The 19312-nt window shown below is 40.0% G+C and carries 22 protein-coding genes, 1 other RNA gene and 2 pseudogenes; 10 read left to right on the plus strand and 15 right to left on the minus strand.

The window, feature by feature from the left end; genetic code table 11:
• The first annotated feature begins 150 nt into the window (after nt 1–150).
• A non-coding RNA gene (ssrS, locus tag CU635_RS06390) (6S RNA) lies at nt 151–345 on the plus strand.
• 108 nt (nt 346–453) lie between these two features.
• Here ssrS and CU635_RS06395 read toward each other — a convergent pair.
• Nucleotides 454–633 carry a hypothetical protein gene (locus CU635_RS06395; RefSeq protein WP_101576349.1) on the minus strand — a complete coding sequence of 60 codons (180 nt, stop codon included), beginning with the start codon at nt 631–633 and terminating at the stop codon, nt 454–456.
• Between the two features lie 153 nt (nt 634–786).
• Here CU635_RS06395 and CU635_RS06400 point away from each other — a divergent pair, with 153 nt between their 5' ends.
• Nucleotides 787–1302: a Dps family protein gene (locus CU635_RS06400; RefSeq protein ID WP_180955545.1), complete on the plus strand. Its 516-nt coding sequence runs from the start codon at nt 787–789 to the stop codon at nt 1300–1302.
• Nucleotides 1303–1389: 87 nt separating this feature from the next.
• On the opposite strand, the gene CU635_RS06405 is transcribed toward CU635_RS06400, so the two are convergent.
• On the minus strand, nt 1390–1899 hold the full coding sequence (locus CU635_RS06405; RefSeq protein WP_219620128.1) for a DUF1572 family protein: 510 nt from the start codon (nt 1897–1899) through the stop codon (nt 1390–1392).
• A 202-nt stretch (nt 1900–2101) separates the two neighbouring features.
• On the opposite strand from CU635_RS06405, the gene CU635_RS06410 reads away from it, so the two are divergent.
• Both CU635_RS06410 and CU635_RS06415 read left to right on the plus strand, forming a co-directional pair.
• Nucleotides 2102–2290 (plus strand): spore coat protein, encoded by a 189-nt coding sequence (locus tag CU635_RS06410; RefSeq protein WP_101576351.1) that lies wholly within the window; start codon nt 2102–2104, stop codon nt 2288–2290.
• Nucleotides 2291–2303: 13 nt separating this feature from the next.
• Nucleotides 2304–2606: a spore coat protein gene (locus CU635_RS06415; RefSeq protein ID WP_101576352.1), complete on the plus strand. Its 303-nt coding sequence runs from the start codon at nt 2304–2306 to the stop codon at nt 2604–2606.
• A gap of 107 nt (nt 2607–2713) precedes the next feature.
• Here CU635_RS06415 and CU635_RS06420 read toward each other — a convergent pair whose 3' ends face one another.
• Both CU635_RS06420 and CU635_RS06425 read right to left on the minus strand, forming a co-directional pair.
• Nucleotides 2714–3679, minus strand: coding sequence for a quinone oxidoreductase family protein (locus CU635_RS06420; protein ID WP_101576353.1), 966 nt, complete (start codon nt 3677–3679; stop codon nt 2714–2716).
• Nucleotides 3680–3708: 29 nt separating this feature from the next.
• Nucleotides 3709–4252 (minus strand): annotated as a pseudogene (locus CU635_RS06425) (flavodoxin family protein).
• Between the two features lie 142 nt (nt 4253–4394).
• Between CU635_RS06425 and CU635_RS06430 the strand changes: the two are divergent.
• Nucleotides 4395–5296, plus strand: a pseudogene (locus CU635_RS06430) (LysR family transcriptional regulator).
• 66 nt (nt 5297–5362) lie between these two features.
• Here the strand turns inward: CU635_RS06430 and CU635_RS06435 are convergent.
• A complete protein-coding gene (locus CU635_RS06435) occupies nt 5363–6352 on the minus strand; it encodes a sigma-70 family RNA polymerase sigma factor (protein ID WP_101576354.1) in 990 nt (329 codons plus the stop codon).
• A 602-nt stretch (nt 6353–6954) separates the two neighbouring features.
• Here CU635_RS06435 and CU635_RS06445 point away from each other — a divergent pair.
• Nucleotides 6955–7698, plus strand: coding sequence for a hypothetical protein (locus CU635_RS06445; RefSeq protein WP_101576356.1), 744 nt, complete (start codon nt 6955–6957; stop codon nt 7696–7698).
• Between the two features lie 61 nt (nt 7699–7759).
• On the opposite strand, the gene CU635_RS23250 is transcribed toward CU635_RS06445, so the two are convergent.
• Nucleotides 7760–7903 carry a hypothetical protein gene (locus CU635_RS23250; RefSeq protein WP_180955543.1) on the minus strand — a complete coding sequence of 48 codons (144 nt, stop codon included), beginning with the start codon at nt 7901–7903 and terminating at the stop codon, nt 7760–7762.
• Nucleotides 7904–8140: 237 nt separating this feature from the next.
• Here CU635_RS23250 and CU635_RS06450 point away from each other — a divergent pair, with 237 nt between their 5' ends.
• Both CU635_RS06450 and CU635_RS06455 read left to right on the plus strand, forming a co-directional pair.
• Nucleotides 8141–9865, plus strand: a complete 1725-nt coding sequence (locus CU635_RS06450) for a SulP family inorganic anion transporter (protein WP_101576428.1) — start codon at nt 8141–8143, stop codon at nt 9863–9865.
• 24 nt (nt 9866–9889) lie between these two features.
• On the plus strand, nt 9890–10252 hold the full coding sequence (locus CU635_RS06455; RefSeq protein WP_101576357.1) for an ArsR/SmtB family transcription factor: 363 nt from the start codon (nt 9890–9892) through the stop codon (nt 10250–10252).
• A gap of 348 nt (nt 10253–10600) precedes the next feature.
• Here CU635_RS06455 and CU635_RS06460 read toward each other — a convergent pair whose 3' ends face one another.
• On the minus strand, nt 10601–11263 hold the full coding sequence (locus tag CU635_RS06460) for a DUF4352 domain-containing protein (protein WP_101576358.1): 663 nt from the start codon (nt 11261–11263) through the stop codon (nt 10601–10603).
• A gap of 80 nt (nt 11264–11343) precedes the next feature.
• The gene (locus tag CU635_RS06465) at nt 11344–12735 is read right to left on the minus strand and encodes an alkaline phosphatase (RefSeq protein WP_101576359.1); all 1392 of its coding nucleotides are present in this window, start codon (nt 12733–12735) and stop codon (nt 11344–11346) included.
• Between the two features lie 291 nt (nt 12736–13026).
• Between CU635_RS06465 and CU635_RS06470 the strand changes: the two genes are divergently transcribed.
• Nucleotides 13027–14439, plus strand: a complete 1413-nt coding sequence (locus CU635_RS06470) for a glycoside hydrolase family 18 protein (protein ID WP_101576360.1) — start codon at nt 13027–13029, stop codon at nt 14437–14439.
• 158 nt (nt 14440–14597) lie between these two features.
• Here CU635_RS06470 and CU635_RS06475 read toward each other — a convergent pair whose 3' ends face one another.
• The 4 genes from CU635_RS06475 to CU635_RS06490 all read right to left on the minus strand — a co-directional run bounded on the left by CU635_RS06475 (nt 14598) and on the right by CU635_RS06490 (nt 17179).
• Complete coding sequence (locus tag CU635_RS06475) at nt 14598–15230, minus strand: Fic/DOC family protein (protein WP_101576361.1); 633 nt, start codon at nt 15228–15230, stop codon at nt 14598–14600.
• Nucleotides 15223–15594, minus strand: coding sequence for a hypothetical protein (locus CU635_RS06480; protein WP_101576362.1), 372 nt, complete (start codon nt 15592–15594; stop codon nt 15223–15225). The genes CU635_RS06475 and CU635_RS06480 overlap by 8 nt, the downstream gene beginning before the upstream one ends.
• Nucleotides 15595–15855: 261 nt before the next feature.
• A complete protein-coding gene (locus CU635_RS06485) occupies nt 15856–16746 on the minus strand; it encodes a DMT family transporter (protein ID WP_101576363.1) in 891 nt (296 codons plus the stop codon).
• Between the two features lie 220 nt (nt 16747–16966).
• Nucleotides 16967–17179: a hypothetical protein gene (locus CU635_RS06490; RefSeq protein WP_101576364.1), complete on the minus strand. Its 213-nt coding sequence runs from the start codon at nt 17177–17179 to the stop codon at nt 16967–16969.
• Here CU635_RS06490 and CU635_RS06495 point away from each other — a divergent pair.
• Nucleotides 17172–17510 carry a MerR family transcriptional regulator gene (locus tag CU635_RS06495; RefSeq protein ID WP_219619909.1) on the plus strand — a complete coding sequence of 113 codons (339 nt, stop codon included), beginning with the start codon at nt 17172–17174 and terminating at the stop codon, nt 17508–17510. The genes CU635_RS06490 and CU635_RS06495 overlap by 8 nt on opposite strands.
• Nucleotides 17511–17616: 106 nt before the next feature.
• Here CU635_RS06495 and CU635_RS06500 read toward each other — a convergent pair whose 3' ends face one another.
• The 3 genes from CU635_RS06500 to CU635_RS06510 are packed head-to-tail and all read right to left on the minus strand — an operon-like array spanning nt 17617 to nt 18952.
• On the minus strand, nt 17617–18057 hold the full coding sequence (locus CU635_RS06500; RefSeq protein ID WP_101576365.1) for an NUDIX domain-containing protein: 441 nt from the start codon (nt 18055–18057) through the stop codon (nt 17617–17619).
• A gap of 48 nt (nt 18058–18105) precedes the next feature.
• Nucleotides 18106–18561, minus strand: a complete 456-nt coding sequence (locus CU635_RS06505) for a 2-thiouracil desulfurase family protein (RefSeq protein WP_101576366.1) — start codon at nt 18559–18561, stop codon at nt 18106–18108.
• Nucleotides 18562–18607: 46 nt separating this feature from the next.
• Nucleotides 18608–18952: a cupin domain-containing protein gene (locus CU635_RS06510; protein ID WP_245917354.1), complete on the minus strand. Its 345-nt coding sequence runs from the start codon at nt 18950–18952 to the stop codon at nt 18608–18610.
• Nucleotides 18953–19312 lie beyond the last annotated feature (360 nt).

Genomic DNA, 19312 nt, shown 5'->3' on the forward strand with positions numbered 1-19312 from the left:
TGCTAAAAATTCTGATTACTAATAAAAAAGCTTGTTCTAGGACTGATTTTAACAAAGTGTGTTTTACTAATACGCCTTAGGATCGATTTATCATAAAGAAAAGTCATAATCTACCATTGAACACACTAAAAAATTATTGTAATATATTAATACAAGCTGCATTGTACGTAACGATAATAAAGTTTTAACCTTTAAGCTGTAATAGGGAGTTTTAATTGAAGCCGAAATGATAAGCCTCTGTCTATACGACAAGGAGGACGTGCAGGAAGGTTTTTGCGAACACCCACTTTGAGGAGTGGTGGTTTAAAACTTTCTTATATTAAATACGGCAAAGGCGGCTACATAATAACGATACCAAACCAGTTTCCTATCGGGAGCTGGTTTTTTTACGCTCATTTTTCAGTTCACTCTAAAAAATTTATGTTCTCCCCTATATTAAGCTCTTTCGCTTTTCTATATACTTGCCATGCCGCGGCCAAGTCTTGAAAAAGCTAGTCCGACTGAACCATAAATTGTTATTTGATGATTACTTATTCTGCCGAGGGCTTCATCATTCTCTATTAACTCCGGCAATAATTCAGCGGGATTAAGAAGCCCCTGAACCGCAGATCGTGTAAGCAATAACGTATCCATAACAATAGTCCCTTCGTTTGGTCCGGTTTGGTGCAGATATTTCCGGGCTTACGACCCTTCAACGAGCAAAGACAACACCGCTAATGATATCAGAACTCCATACAAGCCCAAAACATATATTATTTATGAAATCAACTGAGAGAGGATGATATTGTGTCGCGTGAACTTCGTGCCACCTTGACTGGTCTGGATCCAGAATACGCCAGAAAATTGGCTAATGCCCTTAACAGATACTTAGCCAATCTGCATGTCGTGTACATTAAATTACGCAATTTTCACTGGAATGTCGTGGGTGTTGATTTTATTGATTTCCACGAAAAACTGGCTGAGCTCTACGAGGAAGTTGCTCTTGAAATTGATCGAATTGCTGAACGCATCAAAATGCTGGGGTTTTTTCCGCTTGCCTCTATGCGTGAATTCGTATGTTACGCAACTCTCGCGGAAGTCCCAAGTGCACCGTACGACACGGCGACTATCGCTTACGCGGTTGCCCATGATTTCGCTGCAACTGCACGCTACTTGCGTGAAGTCGATCAATTCGTGAGAGAGACAACCGATGAATTTACAATCGACCTGATTGCAGCAGCACTCGGCTTTTTGGAGAAACATGTCTGGTTCTTCACAGCCTACTTAGAAACAATGGGTTATGCTAATCCTAAAGGATCTTGATTCACAATCTGCAAAAAAACTGTACGGTGGAGGCCAATCTCGGTGATACGCCTCCTTCTTTAATACAAAAGAATCAAGGATTTTTAATTATTTTTTCCTCGGTATCGTTAAGCTTCTCCAACTCTCCCCTTTAAGCTGTTTAGCGATATAAATGATTTGACCGATGTGGTACGAATAATGATACATCTGCCTCTCTATGGCCTCAATCACAGAATGTGGCTCGTTTCTGATCACTATGTTCTTCAGAAGATGTTCCTCGTTAAGCGTTGCTAATGCATGAAAAAATACATTCCATCCTCTATCCCACACCTCGTACAATTGTTCCCGGTTTGAAATTGTATTTTCAAATTCTCCATCCCGGTCGCGATCCGGTTTTTCACCATCAGAGTGTAGAAAATCTGTCCAGCGGGACACCATATTTCCGCTCACATGTTTCACGATTACAGCGATACTGTTGGAGTCGTCATTTGGATACCAAAAAAATGCTTCATCATCCAACTGTTCAAATGTCTTTTCGGTGGTCTTTTTCATTTCTTGAAATTGCAGCTTGATAACCCTTAAATATTCTGAAGATATATCCTTTTGAACAGTTGTCACGTTTAAATCTCCCCCTCGTTAATCATTGTCAATATTGTTGGTCCTTTCAACTTCTCTGTCCATACTCGAATCTCCTTGTTCACCAATACAAATATTAAAAAAGGAAAGCTGAATTCAACTCGCAAGGAAAAAATAACGTACATAAAAAAATGGCGTTTCAATCATAATAACTGATGTTTGATATAAAAAAGGAGGTCATGATATGGCTACACCAATTGGAGTTCATGAAACGCTTGAACTGCATGAATTGCTGATGTTTAAAAATGTTTGTGCAACAAAATCGGCTACCATGAGCACTTTGGCTCAGGACGACGAGCTGAAGAGGATCTTAAACGAGGACGTTAATAAGTCCAGACATCATATTGAGCAGCTACAAAATATTTTATCTTAACGGAGGGTAATACATGAATGAGTTTATGCAAAATGTGACGGGAACAGACGGAATGACTGACCAGGTAATTGCTACTGACTTATTAATCGCTGCAAAAACGGGTGTGAAAAGCTATGCAATCGCCTTGACTGAATCCGCAAATCCAGAAGTTAGGCAAGTCCTGAGAGGCCAGCTTGATGATGCGCTTGAACTTCATGAACGAATCTCCGCCTACATGATTTCAAATCAATATTATCATCCGGCGAATGTGGTTGAACAATTAAATATTGACTTGACTGCCGCACGCACTGCTTTACAATTTACTGAAAACAAATAGATATTATTTCAACCTATGTCATATAGGAACAGGTCATTCGTTTGACTATCTGAATGACCTGTTCTTATCATCACTAAGCACATGCTTTTTATCAATTTAGATTTGGATTATGGTATCAATAAAATCTTTCCGATACTTTTCCTGCTTTCCAGCAATCTGTGCGCATCCGATCCATCTTTTAGCGCAAAAGTAATCGGGGCTGCTATTTTTATTTTCCCTTCGGTGATCCAGTCAAACATTTGCTGTGAGCGTGTTGTTCGTTCCTGAAATGAAGTTAAAACATTCCAGAGGTCGCCTCCTGTTATTGTTTTAGACGTATCCATAAGCATGCGCGGATCGACCGGGGGAGGGTCGCCACCCGCCATTCCATAAAATACGACTGTCCCGCCAATTCTGGTCACTTGAAAACTTTCTGCTAAAGTGGAACCTACTGACTCATAGACAACATCAACACCACGGCCATTTGTCACATCGAAAACTTGTTCAGGCCATGACGCATCGTATAAAAATACTGCGTCTGCTCCAGCTGAATACGCAGCGTCAGCCTTGTCTTCGGAGGAGGTGAGGCCAATGACTCTAGCTCCGAGCAGCTTGGCAATCTGGATGAGAAGCCGGCCAACTCCACCGGCTGCTGCGTGGACAAGAATCGTATTACCTGCCTTTAGTTCATAACTGTCTCTCGTTAAATATTGCGCCGTTAAGCCTTGTAGTAAAACGGTAGCCGCTGTTTCAAAGGAAATCTGTTCGGGTAGCGGAATCGCTTTTTCCACCGGAACGGCAACCAGTTCTGCATTGGCAAACGGGACATCCGCAAATCCAATGCGGTCTCCAACTTTGACTTTTGTCACTCCAGCACCGATTTGCTCGACAATCCCAGAGCCTTCATACCCCAATATGTAAGGTGGTTTTCCAGCAAGATAGTAATCGCCTCTGCGCCTGTAAATATCAGCAAAGTTAACGCCAATCGCTTTGGTGCGAACAAGAATTTCCCCTCGAGCCAGTGAGGGATCTGGTACTTCTTGATATGTTAATACCTCAGCATTTCCAAATTCGTTAAAGACTAGTGCTTTCACTATTTATCCTCCTTGTAATCGATAAGTTGTTAAGATGTGATTTTCTTGTTCAGTTCAGCAGCGGCAAATAATGCGTTCTTGTCCTGATCAATATCGCCCGGTTTGTTTAATTTACCAAGTATATAGCCTTCAAATTGAACACCAATAAAATTAAAAATGTACTGAAATTGCTGGATCATCGGCAGGCCCTTGAGGTGCGGCTCATCTCCGCCAACCGCAATCACATACGCTTTTTTCGATGTCATCCTGCTTTTAAAATCGGGATAGTTAGCATCTCTCAATGTTTGTGACCAGCGATCAATAAAGTTTTTCATAATTCCCGACATGCTATACCAGTAGATAGGAGTCGAAAATATAAGTATGTCATGCAACAAGATCCGCTCAATGATTGAGTTGTAATCGTCATTTATTTCCTGAAACCCCGCTTCCGTATGGCGAAGATCTTCAACTGGCCTGATTTCGTTGTCCTTCAGGAATATTTTTTCCACGGTTAACCCCTGGACTGCCTGCTCGGTAAGAATCTCGGTATTACCATTTTTTTCGGGTTCCTCCATAAATAACTGCAATTGTCATGCGGGCACTTCCTCCTTTTTCGACTGTACGATTCGATTAGCTTGTTGCCGGGTCACTCATATCTTATAATAAACCCATTAATCAAAAAAGCAGATTATTTCGATTGTATCAATCGAGAATAGCGATTTAAGCAGGTGACAATGTGGAGATTAAACAACTGATTACTTTTAAAATAGCTGGAGAAACTCTTAATTTTACCCAGACAGCGAAAATGCTGAATTTTGCTCAATCAAGCGTAACCGCGCAAATAAAAGCGCTCGAAGCCGAACTTGGGACACCTTTGTTTGAGCGCCTGGGTAAACGGCTGATTTTAACCGAAGCCGGACGCGAGTTTAAATTGTATGCTGATAAAATGATCATGCTAGCCAAGGAAGCAAAACTGGCGGTGAACGGAGAGGAAAAAACAGCAGGCACGCTAACGATTGGGGCACAGGAAAGCCAGTGCACTTACCGGCTCCCGCCGATCTTGAAAGAGTTTAAGGCCCAGTTTCCGAAAGTGAAGCTCATTTTTAAACCAGCCCATTCTGATGAAATGGTAAGGCAGCAGTTATTGAAGGGAAAGCTCGATATTGCCTTCATTATGGACAAACCGAAACCCGGGGATTTCCTGACAGTTGAGCCACTTATTCAGGAGCAGCTCACATGGTCGCCTCCTCCGATCATCCTCTGCTTGCTAAAGTGGAAGTTTATGCTAAAGACCTTGAACACGAAACACTTTTGCTTATGGAAACCGGATGCTCATATCGCACCATTTTGGAAGAAAATTTCCGTTCAGCTGGAGTTTTCCCGTTAACTAAGTTCGAATTTGTCAGCATCGAAGCGATCAAACAATGTGTCATCGCCGGGCTTGGCATTGCCTTATTGCCGGCAATGGCAGTAGAAGCAGATCTTAAAATGGGACGATTGGAAAAACTGGCTTGGAATACCTCAACAGCGCCAATTTTTACGCAAATAGCCTGGCATAAAGATAAATGGATCACACCCCCGATTTCGGCTTTTGTAGAGTTGACGCGGAAAACTTTTAACACATATCAGAATGCTTAAAACCGCTTCTACTCTTGTATGAAAAAATGAGCTGCCTGTTTGCAGCTCATTTGCACACATAACATCTCATTCCTGGCCAGAAAAGGTTACATTACAGGCAGATAGTGAATTACCATCAGGATCGAGGAAGCCAAAACCTCCGAAGCCCGGCATTCCCGGAATATAGTTAATACCGGTTACGGTAACACCCTGCTCCGTTAAGAAAGTGTGGAATCTGTTCAGGTCGTGAATAAAAAAATCAATAATACTATGAGTGATATTGGTGTTCGTGTTCTTAAATGACAGCCGGCTGGAATCAGCGGTTTGCACAAGATAAATGGTGGGAACCCCTACTCTGTTACCGCCTTGAAGGCGCAGCATAGCCGTATTATCAGTTTCAGAGATCATTTTCGTTCCTAAAATTTTGTTGTACCAGTCTATTGACGTTTTTACATTAGATACAGGTATTTCGATTGTCGCAATTCTGGGGATAATTCGCCACATAACTTCTTCCTCGAATTCCTTGCCCACTTTATGTTCGCTAAATGTTTCAGCCATAAGATCGAACAGCTCCTCTTTAAGTTTTTCTTTCGCCCTTCTTAGCCTGCTCTCCACAGCGCTCAAGGTTAAATTTAGCTGTTCACTAATTTCCTTCCCTCTGAATCCGGTTATAAAATACAAAATAGTGACCAGACGGTATTTTTCATCCAGCCGATTAAGAGCATCCCATATTGTGATCTTTATTTCGTGTTGCTTAATGAACTCGGTTGAGACGTCATTATGATTTTCTGAATACACTACTTCTTCCTTGGAATTTTTCCTAAACCAATCAATACATTGGTTTCTCGTTATCGCAGAAATCCACGCAGAGAATTTGTCTCCTTCGTTCATATCAGCGATCTTTGACCATGCTTTGACGAATACTTCCTGGGAGATATCTTCTGAATGCTGAAAGTCCCTAATCTTATTTAAAGCGATTGAATAAACCAAGTTTGAATACCGGTTTACCAACTCTGCGTAAGCATCATAGCTGCCTTGCGCAGACATTTTTACAAGTTCCTCGTCTGAAAGGTCCACCTGTTCACCTCCTCGTAAATATAGACGTTAATTTAGCATGAAAACGGTCAAATCATTTGAAAATCATATGCGCTCTCATTAATGGAATGCTCATATAGTTTCTTGGCATATAGGCTATAAAATCTTCTCTGTCCTAATTCTTCCTATACAGGAGGTGCAGAAGACAATTGGAATATACGTCTTGCAAACTGTGTGCGATGTCTAACTAATCTGACTGCGATCAGTATAAAAACCTTCTATTCCCTCTTAAAAAGGCAACAGTATGTATTAATTTTATCATTTTTAATGAAACTATAATCCATCCATCCCGGGAAGATCCGCATTTTCTCACAACTGCAGCCAATATAGTAGCAGGTTTACAGCTTGTGCCATTTGCGGAAATCGGTTATCCGCGATTTTGCTTACTTTATCCGCGAAAAATTAAATATATCCGCGATTTAGCTCACTTTATCCGCGAAAAATCTCATATATCCGCGAAACTTCAAATATATCCGCGAAAGTCCGGAACCATTTTTGCAGAACCGACAATTCCGCTCACCATTTTTTCTTTCACACATTTTCTAGTACAATTAAAGTAAAAGAAATAACGGAGGAGTCCATGTATGTTTACTACGATCCCGCCAAAAGGCGATTACACTGCATTCAACAGTGAAGATGAATATATCTCGAAAACGAAAGCTTGGGGCCTTATCTCGGCTTCCGCTAAATCGGCCAAGCATGAGTTTCTATACAAGCGAGAAAACGCGACTTACAAGGTGATCATTGAGGGGTATGACACCAACGGATCTCATGAAACTGCGATCGTCTCGTTTGCCAATGGTGCCCTACATTGCGTGCATCCCGCTTATTTGAAAGAAATGCAAAGCCCTTCTTTTGGAAAGGACTCTGTATTCAATTCAGAGGCAGAACCAACCGCAAACGAGGTGCCTGTTTCAGGGGCAGCTGTACCACCTGCTGTGGAGGTTCCAATCTCAGGGGACGCACAACAAAGCAACAGTAAAAAAGCTAACAACAAAAAAGACGCTAAGGAAAAAAAGCAAAAGGCAGTTTTGGATCTACCAGCTGATAAAGTGTCCTTTGAAGCGGTCGTAAAAGAGTTTACCACCAAGTACAACCACTTCACTGAGAGCGAAGATGAAATTTTAGTATTAGAGAAGGTTAAAATCGTTGGGGATAATGCGTTGGAAATCGGTGAGGCATGGTGCGGCTACAGTAATACATTGAAAAAATCGGAGCTGGAAACAGGTGACTCTATCACGTTTAATGCAAAGATCGTCGATAAAAAACTGAACAAAGATATACGTTATAAAATTAATAATCCTTCTAAAATTACGAAACAATCATGAGAACATACAAAGGGAACGGTAGCAGCCTGTGCTATCGTCCCCTTTTTTCACCAGCGAACCTCTATTCATAAATGTCAAAGTCATCAGGGTTCTTTTCTTCCATGATCCCCTGTTTTGTGTCTAGCTCTGCCTCCTTGGCATTTGGTCTATTCGCAATCACATTTCCCTGATCATCATATTTTATTTTATTTTTTTTATCATCCATCAACAAGTTCCTCCTTAAGTAGTCTTACCCTTAGAGTTCCATATTTCGCTAATTCTAAACGTAAGATTAAGACTTTTGTTACTTTCCCATTTTTGCACATTCTAACTTATTAACAGTTGACATAAATATTGATGGGGTATAAATTCAAGTTATCGTATATTCAAATATTCAGATATACAAATATGGTAACAGGGAAGTGTTTTTGTGCTGCAGAAGTGGCTTTTAAGCGGAAGATATATGGAATACTCTGTTCACTCTTTTCAGAAGGATCTTGTATCCGGGCTTGTAGTTGGTGTTATCTCTATACCGCTGGGGATGGCGTTTGCTATTGCGTCGGGGGTTAAACCTGAATTCGGTATATACACCACTATTGTTGCAGGTATATTAATATCCTTATTTGGAGGATCAAGATATCAGATAGGAGGACCAACAGGGGCATTTATTCCGATCTTATTCGGAGTTGTTACAACATATGGGTTTGAAAATTTATTGCTTGCTGGGTTCTTGGCAGGAGTTATTCTTATCTTAATGGGAATTTTAAGGCTAGGATCATTAATTAAATTCATTCCAAAACCCGTAACGGTCGGCTTTACTTCGGGTATTGCCATCATCATATTTGTTGGTCAAATTCCAAATTTCCTTGGACTTATTGGCGTAGAGAAACACGAATCGTTTCTTAGTAATTTGAACGAGATCATCATACATATTCAGAGCATCAGCGTCTACAGTGTGATAACAGCTGTCATTTGTTTAATATCTGTTTTATTAACGCCTAAAATATTTCCGAACATACCTGGACCTCTTATCGGCATTATTTTTTCAACATTGGTTGCAACTTTTCTTTACCCTGATCACATAGCAACCATCGGTTCAGCATTTGGCGAGATTCCAAACAATCTGCCACAATTTCATGTACCTGAAATAACGTTTGAACGTATTCAGCAATTGATTCAACCAGCTTTTGTTATAGCAATACTGGGTGCAATAGAATCCCTGTTGTCGGCAGTAGTGGCAGATGGCATGACAGATAGCAAGCATAACAGTAATAAGGAACTAATAGGTCAAGGTATAGCGAACATGATAACCCCGTTGTTCAGTGGTATTCCAGCAACAGGTGCTATAGCACGAACTGCTACAAATATAAAAAATGGAGCTGCATCTCCATTATCTGGAGTAATACACGGTATAGTTGTACTCTTGGTGTTATTGCTTTTTGCTCCTTACGCCTCAAAAATTCCATTGGCAAGTATGGCGCCAATCTTAATGATAGTTGCTTGGAATATGAGTGAGAGACACGTTTTTTATAATGTATTGAAAACTAAAACAACAGATTCACTTATCTTAGTTGTAACATTCTTATTAACCGTTTTTCTTAATTTAACAGTTGCGGTAGAAGTAGGGCTTGTTTTAGCAGTCATTATGTTTGCGAAACGAATGAGTGATATAATGGTAACTGCAAAGGCATTGCCCAATCCCAGCCATAAACACGAAAAAGTAGAAAGCCAAGTTGTTACGAATACACACGATTGTCCACAATTTAGCATTTATAATGTAGAAGGTCCGCTATTTTTCGGTGCAGCCCAAACATTTGAACAGACCATTATGAGTTCAATAAATATGAAGCCAACGGTCTTACTTTTAAGAATGGGAAAAGTTCCATTTATGGATACCACTGGCGAATCTTACTTCTCAAGCATCGTTAAGAATGTTTCAAAGCACGGCATCGTTTTAATATCCGGAATAAGACCACAGCCTAAAAATTTGCTAATCAAAACTGGCTTATACGATTCAATTGGAGAAGAACATTTTTTTGAGCACACAGGTGAAGCAATCAATTATGCTATTAAACAATTAAATCAAAATAAATGCCTGGGTTGCAGACATTTCGCTTTTAGGGAATGTGCTTCCTTATCAGGCGCTAAACAACAAGTCAAGGAAAGAAAGGAAGTCTTTACCACTTAATTTATTGAAGAGGGGAATAAAAAATTGAATCTAGAAATGCAACGATTTAAAGCGGAATTTTTTAAAGCACTTGCCCATCCCCTGAGGATAAGAATTCTTGAGTTGTTGTCAGAAGGAGACAGAAGCGTTAATGAAATTCAAAGCCTTGTTGGAAGTGAAGGCTCTGCCGTTTCACAACAACTAACCATTTTGCGCGGGAAAAATATTGTAGTGGGTACTAAGGATGGCAACCGTGTAATCTATTCACTCCGTGACCCAATGATTGTTGAGCTTCTTTCTGTTGCACGGCAAATTTTTAACAATCATTTAGTGGATGCTATAACCATGCTGGATAAGTTTAGTGATACGGATAATAGTGGAGATGAAGAATTACAAAGAGAATCTTAAAATACCAATATTGGAATGAATCACTGAAGGATAAATGAGAAACCAACATAAAAGTTTTCTTCTCATTAAAAAAATCGCTCTCTCGAGAAGAAATATGATCAAATCAGTCGGTTAAGCGATTTTAATATCCTAAATAATTACAATTAAATCTATTTATTTCCAAAAATCACTAGCTGAGATATCTTATAAAATTATTTAAGCGGAAAATGGAGGGAATTAAGCGAAACTCCCCAGGAATTAAGCGAAAAAATCGAGAATTAAGCGAAAATGCGATTTAATTAAGCGAAACGATTATTCTCCCTAGATGCGCAAAAAAAGCTGCCTGTTTCAGACAGCTTTTTTTGCAGATCATAAATCCAATTTAATATTTTTCCCTTTTTCGATAATCTTGTCGGATTTATCCACGGCATCGCTTGTTAACAGTTCAACCGATTGAATATCATCAGTTTCTTGAAGAATGAAACCCATATTTCCTTTCTTGACGCCGTTACTTTCAATCTCACCGGTTAATTCTTCGAGGTAAATATCATCTTCATAAGTTTTGTGTTCGCCGCTGTTCATCTCAAGAGCGGCAATCGGATTAAATTTCACCGCATGATTCGATGTATTTTTCACTTCAACGGCGACCTTTACAAAATCAAACTCTTCTTCATGGGTATAAGCATGGAAAAAATCGATCATGCTGTAATCGGGAACGAAGTGCAACACTTTTATATCTTTAATGACCATTTCAACAGGGCCAATTTTAACAGTCTCATTAACTTGATCATAAGCTTTTAAAGTAAGTTCGCCTTTTGCGTCTGTAATTGTTTCCCCCACTGTTACAAGATTAATATCATCCGTTACTTGCGGATTGGGAACGTAGATATCCTCATTTGTTTTTGGGGCGGTTTTTTCTGTTTGTTCACTTTTATCTGTTTTGTTTTCAGCAGCTTGATTCTCTGTATTGTCTTCTGGAGCACAACCAGTAAGAGAGAATAATAAAATAAGGACGAAAAACAGTTTTTTCAATGGAATCCCCCTAATATTTCACTATTAAGAAAAGCACCCGCTGCTATTTAAAGCAACGGGACTTTTTTATCGTATTCGGCTTAATCATCGTGATGTTTATTTTTATTTCCTAAGATGTCAAAGATAATTTTCGCATGGTCTGTGTTATCGACTTGCCCTGCAAAACGCTCTTTGTATGGACCAAATGCATAAACCGGAACGTCTTCACCAGTATGCCCGCCAGTTGTCCAGCCTGTATGAGAACGTTTGTTAAAGATTTTTTCGATGGCATCGTCAATAGGAATAACTTTCTTAGTCGCTGCAGCATCTTTTACAGATTGAATTTCTTCTGGTGTTAATGCTACTAGATTTTGGTCGATATGAGTTTTCAGTGTTTGCTCTACATCGGCACCATTAGCAATTTCGGTCGCCATAAAATCAGGTGTTTTTTTCGCAGCTCTGATCGGTTCGCCGAACCAGTTATAAATTCCATCTGCACCAATGGAATAACCGCCAGTTGAATGGTCAGCAGTTGCCACAACTAAAGTGTTCTTGTCCTTTTTCGCAAACTCAATTGCTGCTTTATAAGCTTTTTCAAAGTCCTCCATTTCACTCATGGCACTAACGATATCATTGTCATGCCCTGCCCAGTCAATCTGGCTTCCTTCGATCATTAAGAAGAAACCGTCTTTATCTTTGCTTAAGCGATCAATTGCTGATTTCGTCATATCTTCAAGTGATGGTATTTCTTCTGTACGGTCAATCATTTTTGGAAGGCCGCCAGGAGCAAATAATCCGAGAATTTGTGCGTTTTTATCTGCTAAAAGCTGCTCTTTGTTGGTAACATAGCTGAAGCCGTCTTTTTTGAATTCTTCAGTCAGATTACGGTCAGGACGTACAAAGTTTGAAGTGCCGCCGCCAAGGAGAACATCTATTTTATGTTTCCCATTAACTAATTCATTATAATAGTCGTCGGCAATAGCATTCATATTTTTACGATTTTCATCGTGAGCACCGAATGATGCAGGTGTTGCATGGGTAATTTCGGACGTAGCAACAAGACCTGTTGCCTTACCTGTTTCTTTTGCTGCTTCCAACACTGTTTTCACTTCAGATTTGTCGTTATCAACCGCGATCGCTGCATTGTAAGTTTTGACACCGGCTGACATCGCAGTCGCTGCCGAAGCGGAATCAGTTACGTTTTGAGCGTGGTCTTCAGGATAAGTCATTTGCTGCCCTACAAGGTATTTATCAAATTCTGTTTTTTCGGCAACAGGTGTATTTGGATCATCTTTTAAATAGCGGTGAGCAGAAGTATAAGATACTCCCATCCCGTCCCCGATCAGGAAAATAACGTTTTTGGCTTTTGCCCTGTTATAATTTCCATCAGCTTGTACATCTGTATGAGAAACTGTTCCGATTAAGCTTCCAATTGCCACTGTAGAAAGAACAGCAATCGGGAGAATCTTTTTTGTGAATTTGCCTTTAAACAATTATAAAACCCCCCTAATTAAATTAATAAAACCAACAGTTATAACTATACTGCCATTGTGTTAATCATTATTTAAGATAACGTAAATTTATGTTAATAATGCATTAAGTCTTAATGACATATATTTCGAAAACGATTGGAAGATTAACTCTAATTTTATCAGCGGTTTCTGCCTACCGGCTTTACTCTTTTTTATCGAAAGTTTTCGCCATCAGCGACCGCTATATATTATATTATCCTATCTCCAGGAATATAGTGGGGGAGAGAGATCTATTTTAAGGGGGGAAAGCTAATGGTTATTCATGTGGTACAACGGGGGGAAACATTGTGGGCGATTTCCCGGCGGTATGGTGTCGCGATTAGTCAAATTGTATCAGCAAATCAGTTGGAAAATCCGGACAGATTGGTGGTCGGGCTCGCGCTTGTCATTCCTGTTGCTTACCGGTCGCATGTGGTCCGGTCCGGTGAGACATTGTGGATGATCGCGCAAAGATACGGAACGACGGTTCAGGCGATTGTCCAGGCAAACCGGATTAGTGATCCCTCACGAATCAGCCCGGGAATGGTGTTAGTCATACCGGCAAGAACACATACTGTCCAACGCGGAGAAACCTTATGGCAAATTGCACAGCGATATGGGACGACGGTTCAAGAGATCATCAGGGCAAATCAAATTCAAGATCCGAATGCGATATTCCCTGGAACTGTTTTAACGATCCCTTTTAGAAAGCCTGTCATTGACGTCAACGCTTATACGATCAATACAGGAGAAACAGGAGCCAGGGAAGTTCGCGAGGTAGGCCGATATTTAACTTATTGGACGCCTTTTGCTTATAGAATGCGGGAAGACGGCGGATTGGATGCCATTAATGATGTGCCGATTATTCAGGCTGCTGTGGCTGAACGGGTTGTTCCGATGCTCTGCATCACCAACTTCACGGCGACAGATCCGGGATCCCGGCTCGCGCACACCATCCTATCAAACACCGAAATCCAGGACCGTTTATTAACCAATATTTTAAACATAATGAGAGAAAAAGGATACCGGGCACTAAACGTTGATTTTGAAAACGTTTATCCGGCTGACCGTGAGTTATACAATCAATTTTTACAGCGTACGGTTGACCGCCTGCATCCTGAAGGATACCTTGTTTCAACAGCGGTTGCTCCAAAAACGAGCGGTGAACAACAAGGCTTGTTGTATGAAGCACATGATTATCCTGCACATGGCCGAATCGTTGATTTTGTGATATTGATGACTTATGAATGGGGCTACAGGTTGGGGCCGCCACAGGCGATTTCGCCGCTCAACCAAATAAAGCGGGTTCTCGATTATGCTGTGTCCGTCATTCCAAGAAACAAGATTTTCTTTGGCTTTCAAATTTACGCGCGCGACTGGGTTCTTCCCCATGTCCAGGGACAAGAAGCAGAAACCTTCAGCCCGCAGGAAGCCGTCCGTCGAGCGATTCAATACGGAGCCACCATTCAATACGATCCTGTCGCTCAGTCACCATTTTTCCGCTACACCGACGCCCAGGGCCGCGGCCACGAAGTCTGGTTCGAGGATGCCCGCAGCGCCCAGGCAAAATTTGATACAGTCAAAGACTATCGCTTGCCCGGAATCAGCTACTGGGTACTTGGCTATCCGTTCCCGCAAAATTGGCTGCTTCTTGAAGACAATTTTACGATCCGGAAATTACGGTAGGGACAAAATGAGCTTCACGCTCCGAATTAGTGGAACAGAAGTCCTTCCAAGCCAATTTAATTTCGCAATCAAGGTTCACAACTTAACGCTAAGACTTTACTCCATCAAATAACAAAAGCTGATTCAATTAGTATTTCCCAGAAAATTGAACCAGCTTTTCAGTTTCTCGACTTTAATGACTTATAATAATGAATTAAATGCATATCAGGAGTATCATTTTGAATTGCTTTTAGCATTAATTTTTCAATTTCGATTAAATCACAATGAACTAGCGATTTAATGGAGCCTTGTATCATCTCTTCTTCACTCACTACTGTCCATTCCAATTTGAATCCATTCATCAGAGCCAGAGTTCTGAAAAACTCTCGTTGCGTTCGTCCGTTTCCTTCCCTAAATGGATGAGCTGCATTTACATGATCGAAATAGTATGCTAATCTAACTGACAATTGTTCTTTATTCTTTTCGTTTTTCAAATAACCTTCTGCCCTTAAGGGAGCCGTCACGCTCTCTTTAAAATACGTACTTATTACACTATGCCGTGCAAAAAAATTACCTTTGGATATATCAACAGTTCTAATTTGACCATCCCAATCGAAAAGATCTTGAAATATATGCTTGTGAATGGCTTGTAAATGACCTAAATCGAAATTGCCTGTAATAGGTTTTTCCATAAGTTCTAAGAGTCTGCGTCCAGTAAGGATACGTTCTACGTTATTGAGTTTATCTAGTTCTCTAATATTCAACTTATTTTTTAGAATTGCTGTTCCAGGATATAGATATGGATCACTCATTTGCAAGTTCTAGAACCTTTCTTAGAAATTCTTCTTCTGAGAGGATCCCTAAAACTTTCGCCTTTATTAATTCTTCTTCTCTCTGTTCTAAATTAAATCCTTCAATTGATAATGTACCTTTTACCTGTCTCATCCCGTATTCTATATCAAAAACAGGTCTATTTGACAACGGATCATTGCCCCCCTTCTTATTTATTTGTCCGTTCTGAGAATTCCTGTTAATAGTCTTGATCTCATTTAACATTACCTTGTTTCTGGTGAATGTCTGACTAACTCTTTTGTTCCTTTTGTTTAATAACCCTTTTGTCTTTCGCACTTTAACATTCGCAACAGGAGTTTTTAACTCAAATCCATTTGCAGGCATAAAATTCAACGTTCCCAACTATTATTTAGTTCTTTCAATGGAATGTCAGTCATAAATTGTTATTTGTATTATAACATTTTTCGCAAAAAAATTCAGAAACCGACATAAAACCCTTGTTTACAAAACTGTTGCTGGTGGCAGAGCAGCGATATTTATTTTGTGTAGATTTTAATTCAATACCGAAATTTCGCCAAAATATGATAAAAAATCTTCTATTCTCGCTCTATTAAAAATATAAGAACGCGCATTTCAAATTAACATCTAGGTTAGCCCTTTTCTATTTATCAAAATTAGCCCCGCGATAATCAGCAGCATACCTAAAATAGCGATGATGCTCAGCGTATGTCCAAAGATGAAGTAATCCAGCAAAGCAGTTACTGGCGGTACACAATACAGTAAACTTGTTACATTTGTAAGATTGCCGATCCGAATCAAATAGAACAGGAGCATCGAAGCACCGATTGAGATAACCAACACCATCCATGCAAGGGCAATCCAGAACGTTATTGTCCAGTTGACGGACGACGACTCGAAAATCGGCGTTAACAGGAGTAATACGACGGATCCTCCTGTATATTGAATCGCCAAATTAGTTGGCATGCTTACTGTGACGCGCTTCTGCAAAATGGTCCCGGCAGTAATAAAAGCAAGCGATAGAAGCGTACTGCTTATTCCTAAAACTGAAAGAGTTCCGGCGAAAATACTATCACCGACAACTAAAACCAAGCCAGCTATCCCCAATATTAACCCTGCCCATTTGCCGAAACTTGTTTTTTGCCTGGTTGCAATAGTAGTTAAAATTGGCTGTGCCCCAAGTATGATAGATAAGATTCCCGGGGAAACTTCGTACGCTAGCGCCAGAAAGAAAAAGACCTGGTATCCCGCTTGTAAAAACAAGCCCGTAATCAATATATTTCGCCATTCCGCAAAACTTTTTGGGATGGGAGATTTTATCAATAAACAGATTAGCCACATGATCAGCATCGATAAAACAAAACGAAGTGATACAAAAGCGAAAGGGGTTGAATCATGCAAACCAAGTTCAACGAATATTGCTCCGCTGCTCCATAATAGAACAAATAATACTGGTATTAAACTATTTTTCAACTCAGGTTTTAAATTAGGTACCCTCTTAATTTGTTCTAACATCATGGTTAGGCTCCCCTTTACGAAAAATTCACTCACACACAAATAATAATAGATTAAGAAATAGTTTACGCTACATAAATATTATCATTAACAATGGTGAAATGAATCTTTATGCTGTCTTATCAAAGCCGGGATGAGGCTGCTCCTCCCGGCTTTGATATTAGTTACTGTATTACTCATGCTTATAACATCATTACTGATTTTTTTATCAAATACTTTCCTCTCAAACCTTTTCAGGTCTAATCGCAAGTGATACAAGGAGCCCGATACCAAGGAGTAATGCCAGTGATTCAAATGTTAAAAGATAGCTGCCTGTTTTTAATAAGGAAACGGCAATGATCGGCCCCAGAGTTGCACCGATAAATAAAATAAACGTGTAAAGTGTGACAGCAATTCCGCTTGCCTGCCCACCCAATTGGCCAACAAGCATGATCAATGTTGGTACCGTTACTCTCCTTTCAACCGGGAACATTTCCACTACGTATACTAACGCAGCTGGAGCAAACGTTGCTGCGACTAACCCTTGTATCGCGAAAAATCCGCTACTGGGGAAAAAAGGACTTATTGAGTCTGAAAATGAAGGCGAAGGAACAACCCGGAGATATAATTACTTAAACATAAAAAAAATCCTCTTAATCCAGGAATTAATTGAAGAAGGATACACTCTTGATGCGGCAGCCAAAAAAGTCGAAGACCGCATGAAAAATATTAATGATGTATTCCTTAAGCTAGCGAACACTGCTTCTAATCAAACCGATACTGACTAATTTAATAAAAGAAAAGCCGATCCCCGTCATTGCACGGTGATCGGCCTTTTTTATGTCTTAAATATGCTCCGGGAATTAACAATGGGAAAATCGACTTGTGAAAGACTTAACGAATGAATGAAGATTCTACATTAGCAAGTGCGTCATCGAGCCAACGAGGATGCATTTTTATTAAATCGGCTGGCAAAGCATCTTTATGAAAAAACTGCACAGCCAAAGATTCTGGAGAATTACACTGCAGTTTACCACCGACAATCTCAGCGAGAAAACAGGTGGTCACAAAATGGACGTTTTTTCCATCTGGATATTGAAATACTTGAGAAGCAGGGTCAGAATAAACGCCAATTAATTTTTTGATGCTGATTTGTAAGTTGGTTTCTTCCTGGACTTCCCGCACAGCAGCTTCAGTTACTGTTTCACCTGGCTCCACATGTCCGGACGGAATCCCCCAAAGCCCTACATCAGCACGTTTTTGCAACAAAACCCGATTCTCTTCATCCAAAATAATAACAGCAATTCCCGGGTGAATTTCATCAATTCGTTCCATGGCAAATTCCTCCGTTCATATCAAAATCCCAATTTCGCATGCATTCATTTAACATACATCTAAAAGTTCACGTTCTGAAATCACTTTAAATCCTTCCTGTTTAAGCAATGCTGTGGTAACACCTTCACCGGAAGTTTTCTTGTTCCGGAAGCTGCCATCATAGATTATTTGCGATCCGCAGGAAGGGCTGAATTCTTTTAAAACGATGTAAGTCGCATTTAACTTTTTTGCTAATTCCAAAGTTTGATAGGCCCCTTTAATATAAAGATCTGTCACATCTTCGCCCGATCTCTCAACAACCCTTGCTGTACCAGCTAACACTTCTTTTCCCGTTCCACCAATAATCTCTGCCGGCTCCCTCGGAGTTGAAAAGCCTCCTAAAAGTTCAGGGCAAACCATCACTGCTTTATCCTGGTCGACCAATTCCTGAATCTTCTTTTCAAGACTGTCGGTCCCATTGTAACGGCATTTCAAACCTGCAAGACAAGAACTGACAAGAATCATCTGTTATGACTCCTTTAAATAGCTGTAATTTTTTCGAAAAACAGTACTATTTGCTGCTTCCGGTGATGTTATTGCTTGTTTTCTCAAAGCACAAGTTAACTGTGCGTTCATTGGATCGGGTACGATGCATTTTATTGGCTGGAACAGTGAACATTTCGCCGGGCTTCAATGAAACTGTCTCACCGCCTTCTAGATCTATAAAAAGTTCACCTTCTAAAACATAGAATAATTCATCGCAGTCTTCATGTTTATGCCAGTGATATTCTCCGTCAATTACTGCAATTCTCAGAGCGTGATCATTTATTTCACTGACAATGAAATTCGCATAATCACGTTGGTCTTTGACCAAATCCAATAGATTCAAAACTTTTAATTGCCCTTTTTTGTCCACTTTCTTTTCTCCTTGTGTCATATATTCATAAGCATAACGACTTAGATCATATAACTATGTATTACTCTCTCTTTATAAGTTAGCATAATAAAATGGCAGAGATAAGGCCCAAAAATGGCGAAGTTGACGATATGTCTGAAAAGTTGATGATAAATTGGCCGAACTTGACGATATATCTGCAAAGTTGACGATAAAACGGTCGAACTTGATGATATATCTGAAAGTTGACGATAAAACGGTCGAACTTGATGATATATCTGCAAAGTTGATGATAAAACAGTCGAACTTGATGATATATCTGGAGAGTTGGTTCATACAATCTTTTTGATGCCAATTAATTTATGAACACGGGAATACACT

The organism is Bacillus canaveralius (assembly GCF_002860125.1).
In the GTDB taxonomy this organism is placed as follows: Bacteria; Bacillota; Bacilli; order Bacillales; family Cytobacillaceae; genus Bacillus_BJ; species Bacillus_BJ canaveralius.